Origin of the sequence: Lactobacillus kalixensis DSM 16043 (assembly GCF_001434335.1) — a bacterium.
GTDB lineage: Bacteria > Bacillota > Bacilli > Lactobacillales > Lactobacillaceae > Lactobacillus > Lactobacillus kalixensis.
Genome location: NZ_AZFM01000009.1, coordinates 1 through 21,667, shown reverse-complemented (window position 1 = coordinate 21,667; position 21,667 = coordinate 1). Strand labels below are relative to the sequence as shown.

Genomic DNA, 21,667 nt, shown 5'->3' with positions numbered 1-21,667 from the left:
GTATTGAATATTGTTTTTGTGTTTGATTTTTTATTGTACGTAAGCGTACTTGAAGTCGTAGTTAGCACCAGCACCGTTGAAGACAACGTTCTTAAGTGATGGACGGATCATCCAAGCAGTAGCTGGGTGGTAAAGTGGAGTTACACCTTGCTGTTCCAAGATAATTTCTTCAGCTTTAGCTAAATCGTTCCAGCGAGTCTTCTCGCTTGAAGTAGTCTTAGAATCCGCAATCAACTTGTCGTATTCCTTGTTTGACCATTTTTGCCAGTTGTATGAGTTGTTAGTAGTGTTCATGTCCAAGAATGAGATTGGATCGTTAAAGTCGGCATTCCAACCCATTAAGAAGATTTCAAAGTTACCTTGTACACCACGGTTTAAAGCAGATTTCTTAGGCATACTGTTGATGTTAATCTTTACATCTTTCAAGTTTTCTTCGACACTACTTTGAATTGCTTCAGCTGCCTTCTTAGATTCATCATCATCGTAGCAGAGAATTGTGTAAGTTAACTTGCTCTTGCCTAATTGCTTAAGAGCTACCTTAAGTTCTTTTTTAGCTTCAGATGGGTTGTAAGTCATCAACTTATCAGTCTTGGCATTTTCTACAGTCTTAGTGTAGTCCTTACCGTTAACTAAAGTCATATCTTCAGCTGACAAAGTATTAGCTGGCTTGTTAGCACCACCTACCGCATTAGCTAACGCCTTACGGTTAATTGCCATTGAAATTGCACGTCTTAAGTGGACATTTTCAAGACCATTCTTCTTACCCTGGTTCATTTCAAGGTATTTAGTTGATGAAGTTTGGCGGATAGTGTAGCCACTTTGGTTCTTCAATTGCTTAGAAGCTTGAGCACTGAGCAATGCGGCATCAAGCTTGCCTGCTTGATACAGGTTGTAGTCAGTTGATGGTGTCTTTTGAACACTGTAATCAATTGTATTAAGCTTTACAGCCTTCTTATCCCAGTATTGATTATTCTTCTTGAGTTTCCAAGTAAGGTTTGAGCCAGTCCAGCCAGTTTGAACAAACGGACCATTGTAGACTTGGTATTTTGAAGCTGTACCATACTTCTTACCGTATTTTTCAACAGCTTTTTGATTTTGCGGTGCAAACAATGGGAAGCCCATTAACAACTTGAAGTATGGAATTCGCTTGTCCAAAGTAACGGTAACTTTGTACTTACCATCAGCCTTAATACCTAAAGTACTTGGTGACTTCTTACCTGCCACAATATCATCAGCATTTTTAATTCCTGAGAAGAGGTATGAATATTGTGAGCCAGTCTTAGGTGTTACAGTTCTACGCCATGAGTAGACGAAGTCCTGAGCAGTAACCGGATCACCATTTGACCACTTAGCATTCTTACGTAAAGTAAAAGTCCAACTCTTACCATCTTTAGACGTAGTAGTTTTAGTAGCAACACCTGGTTCAATCTTAGAATTTTTACCTAAGCGATAAAATCCTTCCATTGTGTTGTTTAATTGATTAAAACTAGTGGCATCTGTAACAACTGATGGATCCATTCCTTCAATTTCTGAAATTTCCATCCAAGAAATCTTTTGATCTTTTTTTGAACTAGATGAATTATTATTGTTTGAACAGGCTGTTAAAGCTAATGCACATGCTCCAACAGCAAAAGCACTTGCCCAAACTCGTTTCCATTTTTTATCCATTCTTATAACCTCATTTATACAAAAAGGGACGACTGTCTACTTGCAGTCATCCCTTCAGCATTATCTCACCATATCACTCTACTTTAGTTTGCAACGTAAGCATTCTTAAAGTTGTAGTTAAGTCCTGCACCGTTGTAAACGATACCCTTGATTGATGGGCGAACAAGCCATGCTTCAGTCTTGTAGTAAAGTGGAGAAATACCTTGTTCGTTAAGCAAGATTTGTTCTGCCTTTTGAAGGTCATCCCAACGCTTATTAGTATCAGCAGTAGTCTTAGAATCTGCTATCAACTTGTCGTATTGTGAGTTTGACCATTTACCGTTGTTTTGCGCGTTCTTTGAAGTGAACAAGTCAACAAAGGAAATTGGGTCGGCGAAGTCAGCTGACCAACCTGAAACAACGATATCGAAGTTTCCGGCAACTGAACGGCTCAAACGAGTCTTGAATGGTACATTAGCAACTGATACCTTAGCACCCTTCAAGTTTTCTTCAATTTGACTTTGAAGAGTTTCAGTTGTCTTTTTACCTGGATCAGTATCGTCTGAAAGGATTGAGAATGATACTGACTTAACGCCTAATTCCTTCAAGGCCTTGTTGAAAAGCTTCTTAGCTTCTGATGGATTGTATTGAGTATATTCCTTGTTACCAACAACGCTTGCCCAGTCTTTACCATCGTGGTTTACAACACCCTTAGCAGTTAATGAGGTTGCAGGAGTGTTTGAACCACCTAAAGCATTACCAAGAGCCTTTCTGTTAATTGACATTGAGATAGCTTTACGCAAGTTTTCATTTTGGAAGATCTTACGTTTTTGGTTGTATTGTAAGTAGAATGTTGCAGCGGTGTCACGCAAAGTGTAACCACTATTGTTCTTAAGTTGTTTAGTTTGTTGTGCATCAAGTACAACTGCATCGATCTTGTTTGATTGGTACAAGTTATAAGCTGTTGAAGGAGTCTTTTGAACACTGTAGTTAATAGTATCAAGCTTTACAGCCTTCTTGTCCCAGTAATTATTGTTCTTCTTAAGCTTCCATGAAAGGTTTGAACCAGTCCAGCCAGTTTGAACGAATGGACCGTTGTAAACCATGTACTTAGAAGCAGTACCATACTTAGAACCGTACTTTTCAACGGCCTTTTGTGATTGTGGGTAGAACAATGGGAAGCCCATTAACAATTTAAAGTATGGGATACGCTTGTCTAAAGTAACAACAAGCTTGTTATCACCTTCGGCTTTAACACCTAATGAGTTAACTGGTGCCTTGCCGTTAGAAATTTTAGTTGCATTATGGATACCTTCGAAGAGGTAAGCATATTGAGAGGCGGTCTTTGGATTAACAGTTCTACGCCATGAATAGACGAAGTCCTTGGCAGTTAACTTAGAACCATCTGACCACTTGGAATCACGAAGAGTGAAAGTCCAAGTTTTACCATCTTTGCTGACCTTGGTATCAGTTGCCAAAGCATTTTCAACCTTGTTGTTCTTACCTAAACGATAAAGCCCTTCTTCAACGTTACCTAATTGGTTAAAACTAGTAATGTCAGTAGCTTTTGATAAGTCCATAGTTGGGATTTCTGCACTTTCTTCCCAATTAATAATCTTCTTACTGCCAGATGAAGATCCAGAATTACTATTAGATCCACAAGCTGCCAAAACTGAAGCAGATACTAAAAGTGTCGCACCTGCTGCAAAAACTTTAGTAAATTTCATCGAATTTCCCCTCTCAAGAAACTTTTTAATAGTTCTTTAACTTGATTAATAGTTTAATAGATCACGTTTAATTTTGCAAGTATTATTCTCATTTTAATTTTATTTTGTAAGCAAAAAGCGCCTTAGTTGCTATTACTAAGGCACTTTTTCAGATTAAATATTTTTAAACATTCCACTCCTGCATGAATTCATTAATAAATTCTCGCATGAATTCAGTGCGGCGATGAGCCTCATTTTTACCCTCACGAGTGTTCATTAAGCCCTCTAAATGAAAAAGTTTCTCATAAAAGTGGTTGATGGTTGTTTCTTCATGATTGCGGTATTGATCATGACTGACAAGCTTCTCTGGTTTAATCTTAGGATCATAGATTAAATTACCGTGCTTACCGCCATAAGTGAATGCACGAGCAATTCCCATCGCACCAAGACTTTCAATTCTGTCAGCATCTTGAACATATTGACCAGAGATCGGTAGTTTGTAGTGTTGCTCAATATTTTGTGAAAAAGACATATGCTGAATTGTAAACAGAATATCAGCGATTTCTAATTCTTCAAAACCAACTGTTGGCAGTAATTCTTTAATTTTTTCAATTACTGCCTCTGGATTATCACAAATCTTCTCATCAATTGTATCATGCAAATATCCGCCAGTCTGAATGATTGCGACCATTCTACTATCAGCATGTGCATCAGGATAATCAGCTAAATACATTTTTGAAGCTAATTTAGCAACACGTTGAGCATGATAAAAATCATGTCCAGTTCTTTCGCCGTCTAATTGCTCTTTAACAAATAAAACTACTGGTGCTAAATCCATTTTCCTCACCTAAGCCATTGAATCCCAAGGATGAACTGGGGTTGCTGGTCCTTCCCAAATTTTAACTAATTTCTCTGGAATGTATTGCTTCTTCACAACTACCTTGAATAAGTATTCGTTAAACCAGTCATCCCCCATGACAAAGTAGCCGTTCTTGCCGACTTTTTCACCCCAAGAGTTCTCAACTTTCCATTGGCGCGGCTTGCCGTTAACGACATCAACACCAACTAAAGTCATGGCATGAGTGGATCCAGATGCACCTGTTAATAAGCGCTCTTTCTTTGATAAAGTGGTCTTGATATCAAATAAGTTGTCGGTTTGGTACATCCCATTAGCCATAATTCCAAGTTGACGATCACTAGACTTACCAACATCACAACCAAACCAAATAGTTTCGCCGGCTTCAAGTTGCTTAATTGTGGCATCTTTCAAGTTCTGAATATCAGTATTCAAGAATTGGACAGGTGTACCGCCAACAACATTATCTTCAAATGGTAAGGCGTAGAGCTTATCCATTTCATGATCAGGCGCGTTGAACAAAACAACGTAGTCATCTAAATCGTCAACAAAGTACTTCTTGAAGAAGTCAGTTGGCGTTAAATCTTGATCAAGCTGGTACTTACTATCATCATCTTTGTATTCAAGATCGAACTTCTTAACTGGTTCACCGAAAGCGATTGTAGCCATACGGTAAACCTCGTTCAAGAATTCCTTACGCTTTACTTCAACTTCACTATCTTTTCCTTCTTGCACTAATTTACGTAAAACCAAACCATCTTCGCGAAGTTTCATATTCAATGCTTGATTGAAGTTAGAAGTGTTGTTAGCAGTGAAACTTTCACCATACGCATAATCAGGAACAAGACCGTATTTTCTAATCAAAGAAACAGCCATGGCCCATTGACCACCGTCTGTGTCTGGAGCACGTAAATATGATTGAACAGTTCGATCATCGACTGGTTGATCAGCAGTTTCAATAATTTCATCAAAGAAAATGTTGGCTCTTTCAATTCGATCCCAGAAGAACAAATAAGCTTGTGAGAACAAGAAATTCTTTGCCTTATACTTCTTAGCAAATTGGTGGCGCATCACGTTTAGTGCTGCAAACAGCCAGCAGCGACCAGATTGTTTTTGATTTGTTACAGCATCTGTTGGAATTTCAATTGAGAAAGTCCGGTTTAATTGACGGTAACTAGCTGGATTTAAACTAGCCTTTTGCACGCCATTATTAACCACTGCAAGTTCTGCAACTTTATTTTGTGATTTTGATTCATAATCTTTTTGAAATTCTGCAATTTCTTCGAAAGTAAGCTTGTGAGCCATATTGAACCCCTCCTATAAAACTAACAAAGCTGCTTCTCAGGTTTGAACTGAGGACCTCCTCCTTACCACGGCGGTGCTCTACCTACTGAGCTAAAGCAGCGACTTAATTGTAACAAAAAAGGCAAAGATATTCATTCAAACATCTTCACCTAAATTATTTTTATTTAAAATAAATGCTATTCCTTCACAACATCTTTGATGTTCAACCATTGATTTTTATTGATTTGAACCATCTTTTTGTCGTTGATTTTCTTTACAGCCATGTTGGTGTAGGTTGTCCCCATATCAACTGTTTCACCAGTCTTTTCGCCACTTTGGTTATATACCTCAACAGTTTGATTGTCAGTGTCCTTAACTATGACAAAAATTTTGTCACCTTTTTTGATAGCTGGATCGGTTGGAGCAATCTGGCTAATACCTAGCTTTGGGGCATTAAAAGTGTCAGCGCAAACAGTGGTTGTGCCGACTCCTAATAAGCTCAAGCCAAGTACCAAGCCGGTTACAGCTGTAAATATTTTTCTAGCTTCCAACATTTTAAAAACCTCTTTCTATATTTATATCTGCTTTCACACTTACTATAACACCATTCACGAAAAATAGACCATTTAAGTTAGTATTTTTATGATGCTTTTATAACAAAGAAAAAACTCCAGCAAAATTCTGCTAGAGTTTTTTTAAAATCAATTATTTACTAATCGTTACCAAAGTGTACTTTCTCTTACCCTTACGGATAATTACGTATTTACCATCAAATTCTCTTGATGGATCAACTACAAATTCAAGATCTTGTTCACGTTCGCCATTAACGTAAATCGCACCATTTTGAACATCTTCACGTGCTTGACGCTTAGAAGGTTCAATCTTAGTATCAACCAAGAATTCAACGATGTTCTTCTTATCTGGTGTTGCTACAGCGCTTGGTGCATTCTTTAAACCTTGTTCAATTTGCTTAACTGACAAGTTCTTGATGTCTCCTGAGAACAATGCATCAGTGATCATCTTAGCTTCTTTCAAGCCATCTTCACCGTGAACAAACTTAGTAACTTCTTCTGCCAATCTCTTTTGAGCAGCACGCTTCCAAGGTTCCTTTTCAGTCTTTTCAGCCAAATCTTCGATTTCTTCACGACTAAGGAAAGTGAAGTACTTAAGGTATTTAACAACATCACGGTCATCTTGGTTAATCCAGAATTGGTAGAATTCATAAGGACTAGTCTTTTCAGGATCAAGCCAAACAGCACCACCAGCGGACTTACCAAACTTAGTACCGTCAGCCTTAAGCATCAATGGAATGGTTAAACCAAATGCTGGGCGGTCGCTTCCTTCAAGCTTGTGGATCAAATCGATACCTGCAGTAATGTTACCCCATTGGTCACTACCACCAATTTGCAATTGAACACCATCTTCCTTGTTTAAATGGTAAAAGTCTATCGCTTGCAAAATTTGGTATGAAAATTCAGTGAATGAAATACCATTTTCAAGTCGACTAGCAACAACATCCTTGTTAATCATGTTGTTAACTTGGAAGTATTTACCGTAATCACGCAAGAAGTCGATTAAGTTAAGTTTACCAAGCCAGTCAGCATTATTTTTAATTTCAAAGTTTTCAGTACCAAACAATTTCTTCATTTGGGCAGTTAACTTTTCTTCATTGTGCTTAACTTGATCAGCGGTTTGCAAAACTCTTTCAGTCTTACGGCCTGATGGATCACCAATTGAACCAGTACCACCACCAATTAAGATAACTGGGTGATAGCCAGCCATTTGGAATCTCTTCAAAATCATGAATGGAATTAAGTGACCGATGTGTAGTGAATCACCAGTTGGATCAGTACCACAGTAGAGAGCTAAGTCATCATGTTCTGCTAGGTACTTTCTCAAGCCTTCTTCATCAGTTTCTTGATTAATAGCGCCGCGCCATTTTAAATCTTCTAAAATATCAAATTTAGCCATAATTTCCTCCAATAAAAAACGTCCCTGAACTTCTCACGAAATCCAGGGACGACTAATTATCTTCTTTAGCCGTGGTACCACCCACGTTCATGCCAATTGGCATCTCAACACAGTTGTTAAAGGAACTACCCTTTCACGTATTTCGTCACGATGACCTGCCTAGCTTACACCTACCGCTAGTTCTCTGAACACTGAGTCAACGAACTACTTATTTAGTTATGATCTTAACTAGAAAAACGATTTTAGTCAACTGCTAATCACTAATTTAAGAAAAATGTTTAAATAAAAAGGCCAAAGCTGACCTTTTCATGTTTAATTTTATCTATAGAATCCTTTAGCCTTCAAACCATAAGCTTCACCAGCAGTCATATCATATTGAACAGTTTCATAATCGTTCAAAAGTGCCTGTTGTTCTGAAGTCAAAGACTTAGGATCTACTTGGTGACCCTTTTCGTTGATCAATTCGAAGCCCTTTTCACCAGCATAATTAATTGTAATTGCTGGTAACTTCTTGTGAACTTCGGTTAACAATGCTTGGTAAGGAGTTACCTTAGAGTTAGTTTGTTCAAGCATCATTGCGATAAAGTCACTAGTATTGACGTAGTTAGTATTCTTAGTCAACTTAGACTTAGCACCATGTTCTCTAGCGTACTTGTTTGAATAAATAAAGTAGCGAGTTGAGTGCATTTGTACTGGATATTGACTAGTATAGCTCTGTGACAAGATACTTGGGTAGTGGTCACCGTAGAAGACAACTGTAATTGGCTTCTTGATCTTATCAATTTGACCAATGAATTTCTTCACAGCTTGATCAGTATATTGAACACCCTTAATGTAAGTTGCCATCTGTTCCTTAACTGCGCCGCTCTTGAACAATTCACCTGAGATCTTACCCATGTATTCATTCTTTGGATACCAGTTATTGTATGGCATATGGTTTTGAATTGAAATCAAGTTAATAAATTGACCACCCTTGCGATCATTAATTTGCTTCAAACCATTAGCGTAAGTAGTGAAGTCAGAATTGTATGAACTTGAGCCAAGCTTACGTTGGTCAATAATCTTGTACTTAGAACCAACATAAGCAAACTTATTAAACTTAAATCTGTTGTAATCTTCAACTCTTGAGTAGTAAGTACCAATGAATGGGTGAACTGCGGACTTGTAGTCGAAGTTCATACCGATAGTTGGGTAGTACTTGTATCTAGGAACAACTTGAACATAAGGAGTCAAAGTAGTTCTGAACATCCCCATGTTAAGACCAGTCAAAGTTTCCCATTCCATGTTAGCAGTACCACCACCGTAACCTGCACTAAGCATGTTACCATAAGTTGATCTAGCCTTCATTGATTGAATAAACTTAACTGGGTTTGGTGCAGACGAATCAATCTTAATTGTTGGGAAAGTATATGGATCAACAAAACTTTCACTCAAGTTAAAGACAATTGTTTGATTCTTGAGTGTGTTCTTTCTCGTTTTATTAATTTCATCCGCAATCTTGGAGTACTTTTCATTCAAATGATTAATCGTACTTTGCGAGTAATTAGCTGGCTTATCCATGATCTGGAGATCAATATAGTTCAAGAAATTCAAGACAGGTCCATTGATCTGAATATCACGTTCAGGGTTTCTGAATGATTGCTTATTATCAAATCCACGAGAAATGTGGTAAATAATTCCACCGTCATGGTTGAATCTAAGTGGCGTTAAGAACAAAACTAAACTTGCCAAAGCCCAGAAACCGCGGTGTCTCCATGAACCCTTTTTCTTAATTGGGAATTTAACTTCAAGGAAAATATCTAAGGCAATAACTGCAATTAATGCAATAGCCACCACAATTAACAAGGTTGTTCCGATCATTGGAATCAAAGTCTTGAAGTTGGCAGCTTCAGAAATTTCAGTTGGGTAAATTGGTTCCCCACGCAAGTTAAGCTTAACTTTGTTAGCAACAGCCCAACCAATAGTGATTACGCTGACTAAGACATTAGACGTCCAATAACGGGTAGTAACAAAGTAGAAAATAGTGAACATTGCATCAAGGAAGATCGTTGTCAAAACAATGGCAAAGAATCTGGTACCAAGTAAAAAGACAACTGCGTTGATGTCAGATGCAGTACTAATTTGAATTCTTAAGTTATCTGACTCGATTAAGAATGAAATAAAGCTCAAGATGTAGAACCAAGTCCAAGTTAATAATTGTACTCGGTGTTCAATTACCCAAGCAGTAAAACCGCCCCAGGCTTTTTCCACTGCTTCTGCTAAGTTCTGTGACTTATCTGCAGTGAAGATCATCGATCTGAACAATCTGATTCTGTTCAAGTACTTACCATACAATCTTGCAAGCAGGAGACTTACAAGCATCATAATAATGATCATGATGAACTTGTTTAAACCGGCACTTGAAGTAAACCGGAATGATCTAAGAAGACCACCAGTTACTGGAGCTTGCATAAAGATGATTACTGGAATAAAGTAGCGCATTTCTCTTCTGGTGTAAGAAACGATTACTTTCTTAAAGATTAAGAAAACTGCTAGCACCATCAAGAACATAGCTGGGGAAGTTGGGTTATTCAAGAAGTCTCTATTCCATGAATCAAAACTTCCTGCTCTACCTGACAAAAGTTGGTACCAATATACCCCGTTAAATCCAGGTACACCAACTAATACTACAAAGAATGAAATAATTCCTGTAAAAATTGTTAGGCTAAAGGCTTTGCTGTTAATCTTGGTTTTTGCTAGGAACATTCCCCAAGCAAAATACAAAATTAGATATACTCCATAAATAGAGTAATCGAACATCATCGTACCAGCACTAGTAGCAAAACCTACCAGTGTCAATGCACTGAGTAAAAGCCAATTTTGTTTTTCAGTAATGCGGCTTTGCAATTCATAAAGATATGGTTGAGCCAACATACTGAAGATTGAACCTGAAAGTAAGACGGAAGTACTAGTCAAAACTGGGAAGAATACTCCCCAAACCTTCCACATATTAAATCTTCCAGGCAATCTAAAGAAGTAAACCAGATATAGAATAACCAGCGTACATACGGCTAGAATCCAATATCTAACTGCTTCAGTAGTCTTAACTTTTCTCTTACTGTACACAGCCCCAAAAACCATTGGAACTAATATCAAAGTGGCATTCTCAGCCATCTTAGGTATAAATCTTAATAAACTTCCAAGTGGAAAACGTGCAAGTGATCCACTAAAGCTAAAGATTTGTACGAGCATAAAGAATGTCGCTACCAGCAGACAAATAATCTGCCAAGCTGTTAATGAACTCTTTTTTTTCTCATTCATCTTTCTAAAAAAATCCTTACTAATATTTTTCAACTACAGTTCTCTATTATTGCACTTTTATTCCTAACTTTTTCTTAAGAGAATATAAAATATCGACTTTTTTTCCATCTCCATGAATAAAATCGACGATATCCTTGCGGAAAGTAAATGCCATAATCGCTGTAATTATCAAAAAGATTATTCCGGCTTCAGTATTTTTGGTTAAAACAAAAATACTGAATAACAGGATAAACACTAATGGCGGAATCGTCAAATTTTGCATAATTGCCGTTAAAACTAATGCAACTAATAAAGTCGCAAAACCAGCTTTCCAGTCATAAAAAACCGCCACTTGAGCGGCGACAGCTACCCCTTTGCCACCTTTAAAATGGTTCCAGAAAGGAAAGCAATGTCCTAAAATCAGCCCTAAGCCCGTGTAGGCAATATTAATATGAGCTGGAAAGGCAAAATAAACGATAAACAAGGCAATTAAACTCTTGAGTAAATCTCCTAAACAAGTCAAAATGCCCCACTTTTTACCAAAAACAGCTCCCATATTGGCTGTTCCCGGATTTTTTGAACCATATTCTGTCGGATTAATTTTCAAAAAGACCTGACCAACAATCATGGCAAATAAGAAATTACCAAAGATATAACCGATTAAGACGCTCCAAAAGCGGTCCATTAATTACCATCCTCCTCAGTGTAATCATAAATATGGTATTCCTGAACTTTACTACTGGTAAAGTCGAAGCCATTTGCAACATTCTTTTCGTTCTGGAAAGTTTCATTATTGCTGATTACTTCTTCTGAAAGTCCTAATTCCTTGCGGCAGTAGTTAGATACACGCTGCAATTCCTTAGTTGGTTGAACTTGGTAAGCTGCATCATCAATAGTTGCAGAGTAACCATGCAAGTAGTCACTCTTAGCATTATCTGAGCAAGCACGGTAATTTAAAGCAATTGATTGCAGAGCACTAAATGGCAGATTAGTCTTCACGTTGCCTGATACTGAAGTAAGAATCGAGTCAAGATTGGTCAATGAACTAGCAGACACTGCTTTCTTGATCAAAGTCGTAATAACTTGCCTTTGACGCTCTTGGCGGCCATAATCGCCCTTTGGATCATCATAACGCATTCTTGAATATGCCAATGCTCCGCCACCACCCATATGGGTTAATTGGCCCTTCTTAAAGACGTAACCACCATATTCAAAGCTCAGAGTTGGCCGAATATTAATTCCACCAACATAGCGGATCATTTTCATAAGTCCGCCCATGTTAATCACAGCGTAGTACTTAATCGGCACATTAATTAATTTTGAAACAGAAGCCATCGCCATTTTGGCTCCACCAATTGAATAGGCAGCGTTGATTTTTTCTGTTTGAAATTCACTAGTCCCAATCATTTGCGCCATCGTATCACGCGGAATTGACATCAATGTGTAGCGTTTCTTCTGCGGATTTACAATTGCTAAAATCATTGTGTCAGTATTTCCGACTTTTTCTTTACGGTCTAACGCCCCGGTATCTGTCCCCATCAGTAAGACAGCAAACTTGTTTTTACCATTAAATTCTCCGCTCTTAATCGTTACTTTATTTTGCGGATCGTAAGTCTTATCAACCGCATTCTTAGTCTTAAAGTAAACATAGCCGAAATAAGCAATTGCTCCAACAGCTATGATTAAAACAATGCTGATAATCCAAGCCAAGACGTGGCTTTTTTTGTTGTAATCTTTGGAATGTCTTTCAACACGACTGTTATTCCTAAATTTCTGTCTTCTTCCCATATTTATTACCTAAATAAATCTATCAATTTAGATTATGAACACCAATGCCCTATTATAGCAAAAAGGCAGGCCATCCTTGACTTGCCTAATTTTTCTTATTAAAATCGTTAAATTTTACTCAAAAACAAAATTCAACTCCACATCTTGACTAGTTTCTGGAGCCAAAGTTGCTTGGTTAATTGCACAACTAATCTCATCTTGAGCAGAACTGATCTTGAAGTCTGCAGATTCAAGGATAACCTTCTTATCTGCATCCTCTAAAACGATTCGATTGACGCTTTCTTCAGCAACATTGCTTGATAGCGGCAAATTATAATCTAAAGAAAACGGCATTTCCTTATTTGAATTGTTCTTGAGGTGGAAGGCAATCTTCATTTGATTGGCTTCGATTGAATAAGTTAACATTATTTCAAAATGATATGGAAATTTCTTATAACTATTTGCTGTATCAATTAAGGTTAAACTGACGCGGGCATCTCCCTTATCAACAACTGTCCATGGCAGTGTTAATGCTAGATTTTCATCATTATCAGCCGCCTTAAAAACAGCGACTGCCTTCTCTTGTTTTTCTTCATTATCGAAGTAATCAAAGTCACCTTGTTTAGAAATTACGTGCGCAAGTTGCGCCCCATTTTCGTCAACAGAGACTTGTAAGAGGGAATTTTCAATTGTTTGCATGATTTATTCTCCCAACTATACACCACTTTGAAAATAGCACTTATTATAGTCAAATGTCAATTTTCAGAGTAGTATTTCATCTAGCAAAACACTAAGATTAAAGAATAATGGCAATTTGTTTTTATTTATAATATAATAGATTTGCGAATAGATTTGTTCCAAAAGAAATCAGAAATTAAATAAAAGTTAATTTTTGGAGCAAGTTGATAAAAAATAGGCACTTCTGAACAGAAGTGCCTATTTCTTTTTGAGTTAAACAGCCAAAAATTAGTCGTCCAACTTTTCCTTCTTAACAACATCTAAGTTTTCATCGAAGGTGTAAACAACTGGTTCACCAGTCTTCATTTCTAAGTCCATAATGTCTTCGTCAGAAATGTTTTCGATGTACTTAGTTAAAGCACGAAGTGAGTTACCGTGAGCTGCGATAATTACGTTCTTGCCGTCAAGTAAATCTGGAGCAATGTGATCTTCCCAGAATGGCATTACACGGTCTAAGCAAACGTGTAAGTTTTCAGCCTTAGGAACGATGTGTGGGTCAAGATTTGCGTAACGACGGTCATGTGCTTGACTGTATTCGTTGTCATCATCAATTGCTGGTGGCAATACATCGTATGAACGACGCCAAATGTGAACTTGTTCGTCACCGTACTTTTCAGCAGTGTCCTTCTTGTTTAAACCTTGAAGTGCACCGTAGTGACGTTCGTTAAGTCTCCAGGTCTTAGTTTCTGGAATCCAAAGTTGGCCACTTTCTTCCAATACGAAGTGCAAAGTCTTGATGGCACGAGTTAACAATGAAGTGTAAGCTTGATCGAATTCAAGACCATGTTCCTTGATTAAACGACCAGCGTTCTTAGCTTCTTCAACACCTTTTTCTGAAAGGTTAACATCAACCCAACCAGTAAATTGGTTAGAAAGGTTCCATTCACTTTGACCGTGACGGATCAATACTAATTTTGACATGAAATATCTCCTTTGAAAATTCAATGTTTCACTAAATATTTTACACGCTTCTTCCGAATTTTCATAGGAATTCGCAAAAAAAGCTTAAGCAAGTCGCAAAAATTACATGTTAAAATAGAAAATGAATTAAAATAATAATTTTTAGGAAAAAGGAAAGAGATATTTTAATGAAAAAAAGACGATTCTTTGCTTTATCACTCGTTTTACTTGTAGGGATAGGACTTAGCGCCTGCTCTTCAAATAATGGTAAACAAAAAACTAGTGAATCCTTGCCAAGTGCGCAGACAATTTTGAATAAGGCTGAACAAACAGACTTCAAAACGATGACGGCAAGTTGGAATCAAACTGATAATAATAATCGAACCTTACAAAAGGCGACAGCAAAATATAACAAAAAGCCGCTAGTAGTCTTTGCTAATTTCACCACGACTTCCAATCATTACAAGATGTGGATTTCTGGTAAAAATAGCTACGTTCAAATGCAAGGAACTGCTACTAATAAGTGGTTCAAGACTAAATTAACTAAAACAGCCTCTTATGCTCAATTAACTGACAAGTTAGCCCAAACCGCTTTAATGAGTATTGGTTCCTCTTCGCTTAAGAAATTCAAAGTGAATAAAACCAGTTCCGGCTATTCTGTCACTTATAAAGGTACTGACAAAAAAATCGCTAATAACTTACTGCAAAATGGTATGATCACTTCAGTTATCGGAATTGACCCTGATGAACTAAAAACTGAAAAAGTAGATATTACGATTAATACTGATAAAAAATACAACTTAACAGACTTTACTACTAATTTAGCTTACAATGAAGATTCAAGTCATAAAAACGTTCAAGTTAAGATTGACCAAATTAACAAGTCAAAACCATTGAAAATACCAAATAAGATTGTCAAATCAGCAGTTGATTTAGGCAGTATGTCCCATTAGACTTGAATTAAGTGAGATTAAGAAAGAAGTTATCATCTTATGAATTTTAAATTTAAAAAAGTGGGCTTGATCGCCCTTGCTGCTTTAGCTATTGGTTTAACCGGCTGCAGCAACAACAAATCTACCAAGAAGACCACACCTGTTTTGACCAAAAGTGAAGTTATTCAAAAATCACAAAAATCATTTAAGAGTGGACAAGTAATTCAATCAGTCCGCCTTTCAACTGATACCTCTAGTCAAAGCGTTATCGCCAATACCACCTTCGGTGGCGACAATAGTACAGTTTTTCATATCAACAATCAGACAACCGCTCAAGGTAAAACCAGAAATTCTGAAGAATGGGTTAACATGAACAACGTCTTTTTAAACGGTGGTCATACTTGGTATCGTTCTAACTTAGATACATTAAGTGGTCATACTTACGCAGAACTTGTAAGTGCGATTATGAGTAATGATACAATTAACAATCCAAGTTCGAAATTAGTTAAGGCGTACAAGATGACACGCAAAGGTCAAACTTATACTTTGAATGCTAAATTAAGCGACAAGAAGACTATGAAAAAGGCACTTGATCCGATTGTTTCAACTCTAGGTCAAACTCCTGAACAAGAAAAATTGTTCCGCCGCATGCAAAAATATGGTACTTATCAAAATATGACTGTAAAGTTAGTAGTTAAGAACAATAAGCTCTATAGCTGCAACATTTTCATCAATATGAAGCTTGGTAAGTTAAATAAGGCAAGATTTGGTCAAAGCTTCGGCAATTTCGGTAGCCACGACTTCTTAAAGGTTCCAAGTAACGCTTTAGCCGCTAAACCATTGCCAAAATCAAGCAAATAATTTACTGCAAAAAATAAGACTCTCCAAACGGAAAGTCTTATTTTTTGTTATTCTTTTCCTAAAATTTTCCGGATCCGATCCGCAATTTCAAATTCACCTGAGAAGATCACTTCATCCCCTGGCTCAATAACGGTAGCACCATTTGGTGAAATCCACTTACCATCTCGTCTAATCCGGCTAACTGTCATCTGATCAACAAAATTCCAGTCGCGCAATGGTCTTCCTGTATACGTCGTATTACGAACTACAACTGAGTAAAGAACATTCTTCGTGTCAGTCATTACATGGTAAACAGCAGGTGATTCAATCAATGCTCTCATCAAAGATGATCGTACATTAGTAAAGTTGAAAACTTCAATATCTTCATTTACCAACTTATGAATCACTTCAGCATCAGTATGATTCAAACGAATAATTACTCGCTTAACGCCTTCTTTACGAGCCAACTCGCCTAATCTGATATTTTCTTGGTCATTCCTCATTGCGGCAACAAAAATATCACCCTCAAAGCCACCAGCTTTTTCCAGATTCTCTTGATCTAATTTATCAATCAAAGTCAAATCTGCTCGGTTATTGAAAGTATTATAGCGCTCTGCATCACTAGTAAACATCTTGACTGAGTACCACTTATCGTGCAAGTCATGAACAACCGGCATAGTAAAGGTATTAGCCCCAATCATGATAACGCGTTGCTTAATTCGATCTTCTGGTCGTAATTTAAATGAAGAATTAAAAATGATTGGACTTACGATACATACAACAACTGCAGCTAAGATAAAAACATCTGATTGTGTAGTACTAATTACCTTTAAGCGTCGTGCAACTTGCAAAGTCGGTAAAACAATCGTAATCGTTGTCGCGGTTAAGAAACCACCAGCAAAAGCATTTCTGTGATCAAATTTTCTCATAAAGACGCCAACAACAGGTGCTTTGGCAAGAAGTAAGAAAATAACCAAAATTGGTAATAACATCAATGCTTCTGGGTGAGCAAACACGCTACGCAAGTTCAATCTCGCCCCAGTCATAATGAAGAAGATGGGGATAAAAAAGCCGTACCCAATTGAAGTTAACTTGTCTTTAGTGGCCTCGCTCGGCTCAAGTAATTTCATGACTGTCCCTGCTAAAAATGCACCCAGGATGTTTTCGGCACCAACCGTTTCTGCAACGGTAACTAATGCAAAAATCAAGAAGAAAGCTAAGCGAATATCTAGTTGCGTAGTGGCCTTAGTAACTTTAACAAACCACAAGTATGGCTGCTGGAAGCGCCATAATAAGAAAATCGCAGCTACAAATAACAAAATGATCAACCATAATCTAGTTGCGTCTCCGCCGTGCACACTGGCATAAATCGTTAAGAGTAAGAGCGGAATAACTTCACCAAGAACTGCTGTTAATAAAATCGTCTGTCCAATTGGTCGACCCAAAATGTCTTTTTCCTTCAAAGTAGCAATAACTACGCCAAGAGCAACGGTCATGAAGATGATTGCAGCTAGTGGAACTTCACTAAATAAGCCAATTACTTTCAAAATATAAGCTAAAACACAAGAAGTAATTGCTATCCCGACAAATGCAAATAGAGCAGTTGTTAATGGATCAACCATTTTACCCGCTTGACTGCGAGTCTTTTGGTTATTTTTTCTACTTAATAATTCAAAGTCGATTTCCATCCCCGACAAAAACATCAGCAAAATCACGCCTAAGTTCGACAGGAAGGTTAGGTCATGCGTACTAGAAATCAAATTAAATCCACTAGTTCCCATAATTATTCCGACGATGATTTCGGCAACAGCAGTTGGAACATTGTTCACTCTGAAGCGCGCCATAAAGATCGGAATCACTAGTGCTAGTAGAACCACTAAGAAAAGTGATAACTGTGACATTTCAAACTCCCTTTCTTAAAAATCACAGTCTATTATATAAAAAAAGCCGCTGATTAGCGACTTTTAATTGCTTTGAAATTATCTGTTTTAACAAACTGTGTAGCACCAATTGCATAGTAACTTTCACCAGCAATTTTAACAGCACTACCATAAGTTTTAACTTTACTATCCTTAAGCAGCTTAGTATTACCAGTCTTGACTCCGACAGTGTCGTAGATATAAGAATTCTTGACTAATAAACGCAACGTACCATCAATATTGGCAGCATTAATGTATTCATTCTTAGCAATTTGATAATACTTAGTCTTATTGATCATCTTAGCATCAATAATATTAACTGCAGTACCAGCACGCTTAACTGCTTTATTCTTAACGCGCTTACCTTTTGCATCATATACATAAGCATCGTGCATCAAGGTGGTTTCGCCCTTCTTAACATCAGGAATCTTAGTTATATTGTCTTCAGGATTATCCTTCTTGGTAGGTTCGTTTTTATTATTTTGCAAATCATAGTAGTACTTAACAAGATCAAAGAATTGATCCATTGAGTAGCCCCATTTAGCAAAATACCCATCAGGGTCTCCGTGATCTGTCCCACCTAAAAACTTGGAAACAGCAGCATGTGACCAGATCGTTCCCTTACCATCATGAGTAGCATTAACTGGCTTTAAATTATAGCGGTGAAGAAGCCGTGCAGTATAGATAGCATCATTATTGACACTCTTGATAAAATCAGCGCGATTATCTTCTTCACACAGCTCAATATGAATGAAACGGTCGTTAGCCATTGGACCTGCACCCCAAGCACCGTAATCAGGCGTCATCATCTGAATAACAGTCGTTGAATCGATGAAGGCATGAACATAGGCGTACATATTAGGCCACTCACGATTGAAGTAAATGGCCTCATTCATAGCAGTTGCACCTGGATCAGCTGTTTCGTGAATTACAATTCCTTCCGGCTTACCATTGCGGTATTCAATTTTATTTTGCGTATAAAATTTATTGTAAGTAATATTTTGTGCTGCCAGAATCTGATATAAGTAGCTTGTACCAACATATTTTTGTTTTTTGGCTAAACTATTAATTGATTCTTCCGCGTAAACAGTGGCTGTCTTTGGATGGATAAAAGAAACTGCAACTGCAGACAAAACGACCATTGCAGTTGCAGTAAAAAATTTTTTCAAATTCAAACTTTGTTTCAGTCCTTATCTATCTCGCTTTTTAAAGAGGAAATTCATCTATTTAACAAAGTTAGCAACCTTAACGTATTGGTTGATCCCAATCTTATAGTACTTCTGGTTAACAATAGTTACACGGCTACCATAAGTGTTAAGAGATTGACCTTTCTTATACTTGGTATCGTTATCACGATTGCCGCTACCGTTGTAAACATAGGTATTACGCTTAAGAAGACGCATTGTACCGTCGATATTGCCAGCTGAAATGTATTGATCAGTGCCAATTCTGTAGTACTTCTTGCCATTAATAGTCTTAGTACCATAAGTAGCAATAACGTTATCTTCCTTAAGTGCCTTCATACCAGCAATTCGCTTGCCTTTAGCATCATAAACGTAGGCATTGTGCATCAAATTTTTATTTACCTTGGTACCTTTAGAAGCCTGAGTAGCTGGAAGTGCGCTATTCTTTGAGAAAACATCTGAGTTAACCCAGCCTTGACCAGCAATATGCATTCGTTTTGTACCATTATAGTAAGTAATCGTTTGATCAACGTTTACAGTTTGCCCCTTCTTGACTGAACCAGACTTACTAGTTACATCGTGGTCTGTTGGCCAAGAATAAGTTGCAGCATCTTTTTCAACCTTATAGCTCTTAGCAGTCTTAGAAATAGTTGGATCATACTTATTTAAATTGTATTCCGTAATTCTACTATTTAAAGATTGATCGTACTTGCTATCAGTAGCATAAGTACCCGTCAAAGCTTTAGTTGCTTGAGCATATGTTGCAGCATTTTCAATCCATGCGCCCTTGTAGCGGTCAGGTTGCCATGAGACACCCAAACGCAATTTTGAACCATTGTCTTCAAAAGAATCTTCATACGAAGCATACTTTCTAAAGGCCGCATTAATATAATAACTTTTACCTTTAGAATCTTCTTCACGCGTTCTAGCGGTATAAGTTGGACCAGTCCAGTCGGCTCCAGCCTTAATTCCGAATAAGTTATTAGCTTCAACTGCTAAAGTTGAGCGACCCCAACCTGATTCAAGAATAGCTTGAGCAATCATAACTGATGGATACACACCGTATCTCTTGGCTGCTTTTTGTGCTTGTTTGGCAGCAGTATTTAAGAATGCATCTTGAACTGAATCTGCTTTAACAGTATGATTTTTGGATAAAGTTGCGATTGGCATGCTGCTTAGTCCAGTAACAACAGTTGAAGAAAGAACTGTTGCAGCAGCTAAGCCTGTTAAAAGTTTCTTTTTCAAATGAGTTTTCCCCCTTAAGATGACAATTCCATTGTATCTAGTTATTGGAAGGTAAACAACATTTAAACCTATTTGTTTTGAAATTATAATGGTTTTGAAATAAAACAAAAAAGAAGGTCCGAAGACCTTCTTTAAAAATATGGAGGATACAGGGCTCGAACCTGTGACCTCCTGCTTGTAAGGCAGATGCTCTCCCAGCTGAGCTAATCCTCCATGATGACCCGTACGGGATTTGAACCCATGTTACGGCCGTGAAAGGGCCGTGTCTTAACCACTTGACCAACGGGTCATGTCTCATCACAAGAACAATAATAAGTATACTAGCTTCAGTAAAAAATGCAAGTTTTTTTTCAAAAAAAGTTTAATTAATTTTTGCAAGTCTCTGATAATTACTTTTCATCCAGTGATAATAGCTGATTCCATTGGGCATTGTCTCTCTTACATTCAAAATAGGAATATTATTTTGTTGGCACATTTTGACCAAACCATTAACGGTAGAACTAGATGCTTGAACATTATTAACAAAGAAAGCAATCTTTTTATTCTTAATAGAATTTTGCATTTGATAGATACTGCGTCCACTAGGATCAGTTTCGTTTTCAACAGCTTCTTCAAACTCTTTGTCACCGATTCTAAAATTACAACGCTCTAAAGCATAATCAAATACTGGTTCACTTACAAAAACTGGTTTTGTATGCTTACCATCAATCTTGTCAGCAATTTTTTTAATTTGATTAATCTTATTTAAATATTTTTGTCCATTTGTTTTGTAGTAGTTTTCGTGTGCAGAATCAATTTTACTTGCCTGTTCAACAATATAATCAACGTAGACCTTAGGCATATCTAAGTCGTACCAAATATGTGGATTTGCGCCGTTTTTCTTATGCAATAGGCTACTTACCTTAGTTAGGTGAAGATTGTTAGCATCGGCTAAACGATCCATCCAATCGTCATAGCCTAAACCATTTGAAATAACGATATTTGCCTCTGCAACTTCCTTAGCAGAGTCGGCAGTTGGTTCAAAATCATGTGGATCAGTATCCCCATTAGTAATGATTGCAGTAACTCTACCGTATTTACCAATAACTTGCTTAGCAATGTCAGCATAGATATTAGTTGAAGTAACAATATCAACTTTATGATGTGCGGAATTTTCTTCTGATTTATTATTTGCACATGCTGTTAGAACTATTACTAATGAAACTAAAATCATCAAAAAAATACATTTTTTCTTCATTATTATCCTCGCTAGTTACCAATTATAAGATAAGGATAGACTTTGTTTTTAAAAAAGGCAAAAAAAATAAGAGAAGCATACGCTTCTCTTATTTTCCATATTCCGCTAGCTCCGGCTGTCAGACTCGAACTGACGACATCTTGATTAACAGTCAAGCGCTCT

At 37.2% G+C, this 21,667-nt stretch carries 17 protein-coding genes and 3 tRNA genes; 2 read left to right on the top strand and 18 right to left on the bottom strand.

What is annotated here, in order from left to right; genetic code table 11:
* Positions 1-30 precede the first annotated feature (30 nt).
* The 12 genes from FC46_RS04050 to FC46_RS03995 form a co-directional block, all read right to left on the bottom strand.
* Complete coding sequence (locus FC46_RS04050) at positions 31-1,668, bottom strand: peptide ABC transporter substrate-binding protein (RefSeq protein ID WP_057798117.1); 1,638 nt, start codon at positions 1,666-1,668, stop codon at positions 31-33.
* Positions 1,669-1,751: 83 nt separating this feature from the next.
* Entirely contained in the window at positions 1,752-3,374 is a 1,623-nt protein-coding gene (locus tag FC46_RS04045) for a peptide ABC transporter substrate-binding protein (RefSeq protein WP_057798116.1), read from the bottom strand.
* Between the two features lie 163 nt (positions 3,375-3,537).
* Complete coding sequence (locus FC46_RS04040) at positions 3,538-4,191, bottom strand: HD domain-containing protein (protein WP_057798113.1); 654 nt, start codon at positions 4,189-4,191, stop codon at positions 3,538-3,540.
* Positions 4,192-4,200: 9 nt separating this feature from the next.
* Positions 4,201-5,514: a C1 family peptidase gene (locus tag FC46_RS04035; RefSeq protein WP_057798111.1), complete on the bottom strand. Its 1,314-nt coding sequence runs from the start codon at positions 5,512-5,514 to the stop codon at positions 4,201-4,203.
* 27 nt (positions 5,515-5,541) lie between these two features.
* Positions 5,542-5,614, bottom strand: a tRNA-Thr gene (locus FC46_RS04030).
* Positions 5,615-5,690: 76 nt separating this feature from the next.
* On the bottom strand, positions 5,691-6,047 hold the full coding sequence (locus FC46_RS04025; RefSeq protein ID WP_057798109.1) for an SLAP domain-containing protein: 357 nt from the start codon (positions 6,045-6,047) through the stop codon (positions 5,691-5,693).
* A 151-nt stretch (positions 6,048-6,198) separates the two neighbouring features.
* The gene (gene tyrS / locus FC46_RS04020; RefSeq protein ID WP_057798107.1) at positions 6,199-7,464 is read right to left on the bottom strand and encodes a tyrosine--tRNA ligase; all 1,266 of its coding nucleotides are present in this window, start codon (positions 7,462-7,464) and stop codon (positions 6,199-6,201) included.
* Between the two features lie 318 nt (positions 7,465-7,782).
* Complete coding sequence (locus FC46_RS04015; protein WP_057798199.1) at positions 7,783-10,764, bottom strand: LTA synthase family protein; 2,982 nt, start codon at positions 10,762-10,764, stop codon at positions 7,783-7,785.
* A gap of 46 nt (positions 10,765-10,810) precedes the next feature.
* Positions 10,811-11,428, bottom strand: a complete 618-nt coding sequence (locus tag FC46_RS04010) for a glycerol-3-phosphate acyltransferase (RefSeq protein WP_057798105.1) — start codon at positions 11,426-11,428, stop codon at positions 10,811-10,813.
* Positions 11,428-12,531 carry an LCP family glycopolymer transferase gene (locus FC46_RS04005; RefSeq protein ID WP_057798103.1) on the bottom strand — a complete coding sequence of 368 codons (1,104 nt, stop codon included), beginning with the start codon at positions 12,529-12,531 and terminating at the stop codon, positions 11,428-11,430. Before FC46_RS04005 ends, FC46_RS04010 begins: the two co-directional genes overlap by 1 nt.
* Positions 12,532-12,645: 114 nt before the next feature.
* Complete coding sequence (locus tag FC46_RS04000) at positions 12,646-13,209, bottom strand: aldose epimerase family protein (protein ID WP_057798101.1); 564 nt, start codon at positions 13,207-13,209, stop codon at positions 12,646-12,648.
* Between the two features lie 267 nt (positions 13,210-13,476).
* On the bottom strand, positions 13,477-14,169 hold the full coding sequence (locus FC46_RS03995) for a 2,3-diphosphoglycerate-dependent phosphoglycerate mutase (RefSeq protein ID WP_057798098.1): 693 nt from the start codon (positions 14,167-14,169) through the stop codon (positions 13,477-13,479).
* A 167-nt stretch (positions 14,170-14,336) separates the two neighbouring features.
* Between FC46_RS03995 and FC46_RS03990 the strand changes: the two genes are divergently transcribed.
* Together FC46_RS03990 and FC46_RS03985 are read left to right on the top strand one after the other, a co-directional pair.
* Positions 14,337-15,101 (top strand): hypothetical protein, encoded by a 765-nt coding sequence (locus tag FC46_RS03990; RefSeq protein ID WP_057798096.1) that lies wholly within the window; start codon positions 14,337-14,339, stop codon positions 15,099-15,101.
* 39 nt (positions 15,102-15,140) lie between these two features.
* Positions 15,141-15,941, top strand: a complete 801-nt coding sequence (locus FC46_RS03985; RefSeq protein WP_057798094.1) for a DUF6612 family protein — start codon at positions 15,141-15,143, stop codon at positions 15,939-15,941.
* A 47-nt stretch (positions 15,942-15,988) separates the two neighbouring features.
* Here the strand turns inward: FC46_RS03985 and FC46_RS03980 are convergent, their stop codons facing one another.
* From FC46_RS03980 to FC46_RS03955, 6 genes are all read right to left on the bottom strand, one after another.
* Complete coding sequence (locus tag FC46_RS03980) at positions 15,989-17,821, bottom strand: monovalent cation:proton antiporter family protein (RefSeq protein WP_057798092.1); 1,833 nt, start codon at positions 17,819-17,821, stop codon at positions 15,989-15,991.
* 53 nt (positions 17,822-17,874) lie between these two features.
* Positions 17,875-19,014: an SLAP domain-containing protein gene (locus FC46_RS03975; protein WP_057798090.1), complete on the bottom strand. Its 1,140-nt coding sequence runs from the start codon at positions 19,012-19,014 to the stop codon at positions 17,875-17,877.
* Positions 19,015-19,062: 48 nt separating this feature from the next.
* Entirely contained in the window at positions 19,063-20,268 is a 1,206-nt protein-coding gene (locus FC46_RS10315; protein WP_057798088.1) for a glucosaminidase domain-containing protein, read from the bottom strand.
* Between the two features lie 140 nt (positions 20,269-20,408).
* Positions 20,409-20,481 (bottom strand) — tRNA-Val (locus FC46_RS03965).
* A gap of 4 nt (positions 20,482-20,485) precedes the next feature.
* Positions 20,486-20,557: transfer RNA gene (locus tag FC46_RS03960), tRNA-Glu, on the bottom strand.
* A gap of 72 nt (positions 20,558-20,629) precedes the next feature.
* Positions 20,630-21,505 carry a metal ABC transporter solute-binding protein, Zn/Mn family gene (locus tag FC46_RS03955; protein ID WP_057798086.1) on the bottom strand — a complete coding sequence of 292 codons (876 nt, stop codon included), beginning with the start codon at positions 21,503-21,505 and terminating at the stop codon, positions 20,630-20,632.
* Between the last annotated feature and the right edge of the window lie 162 nt (positions 21,506-21,667).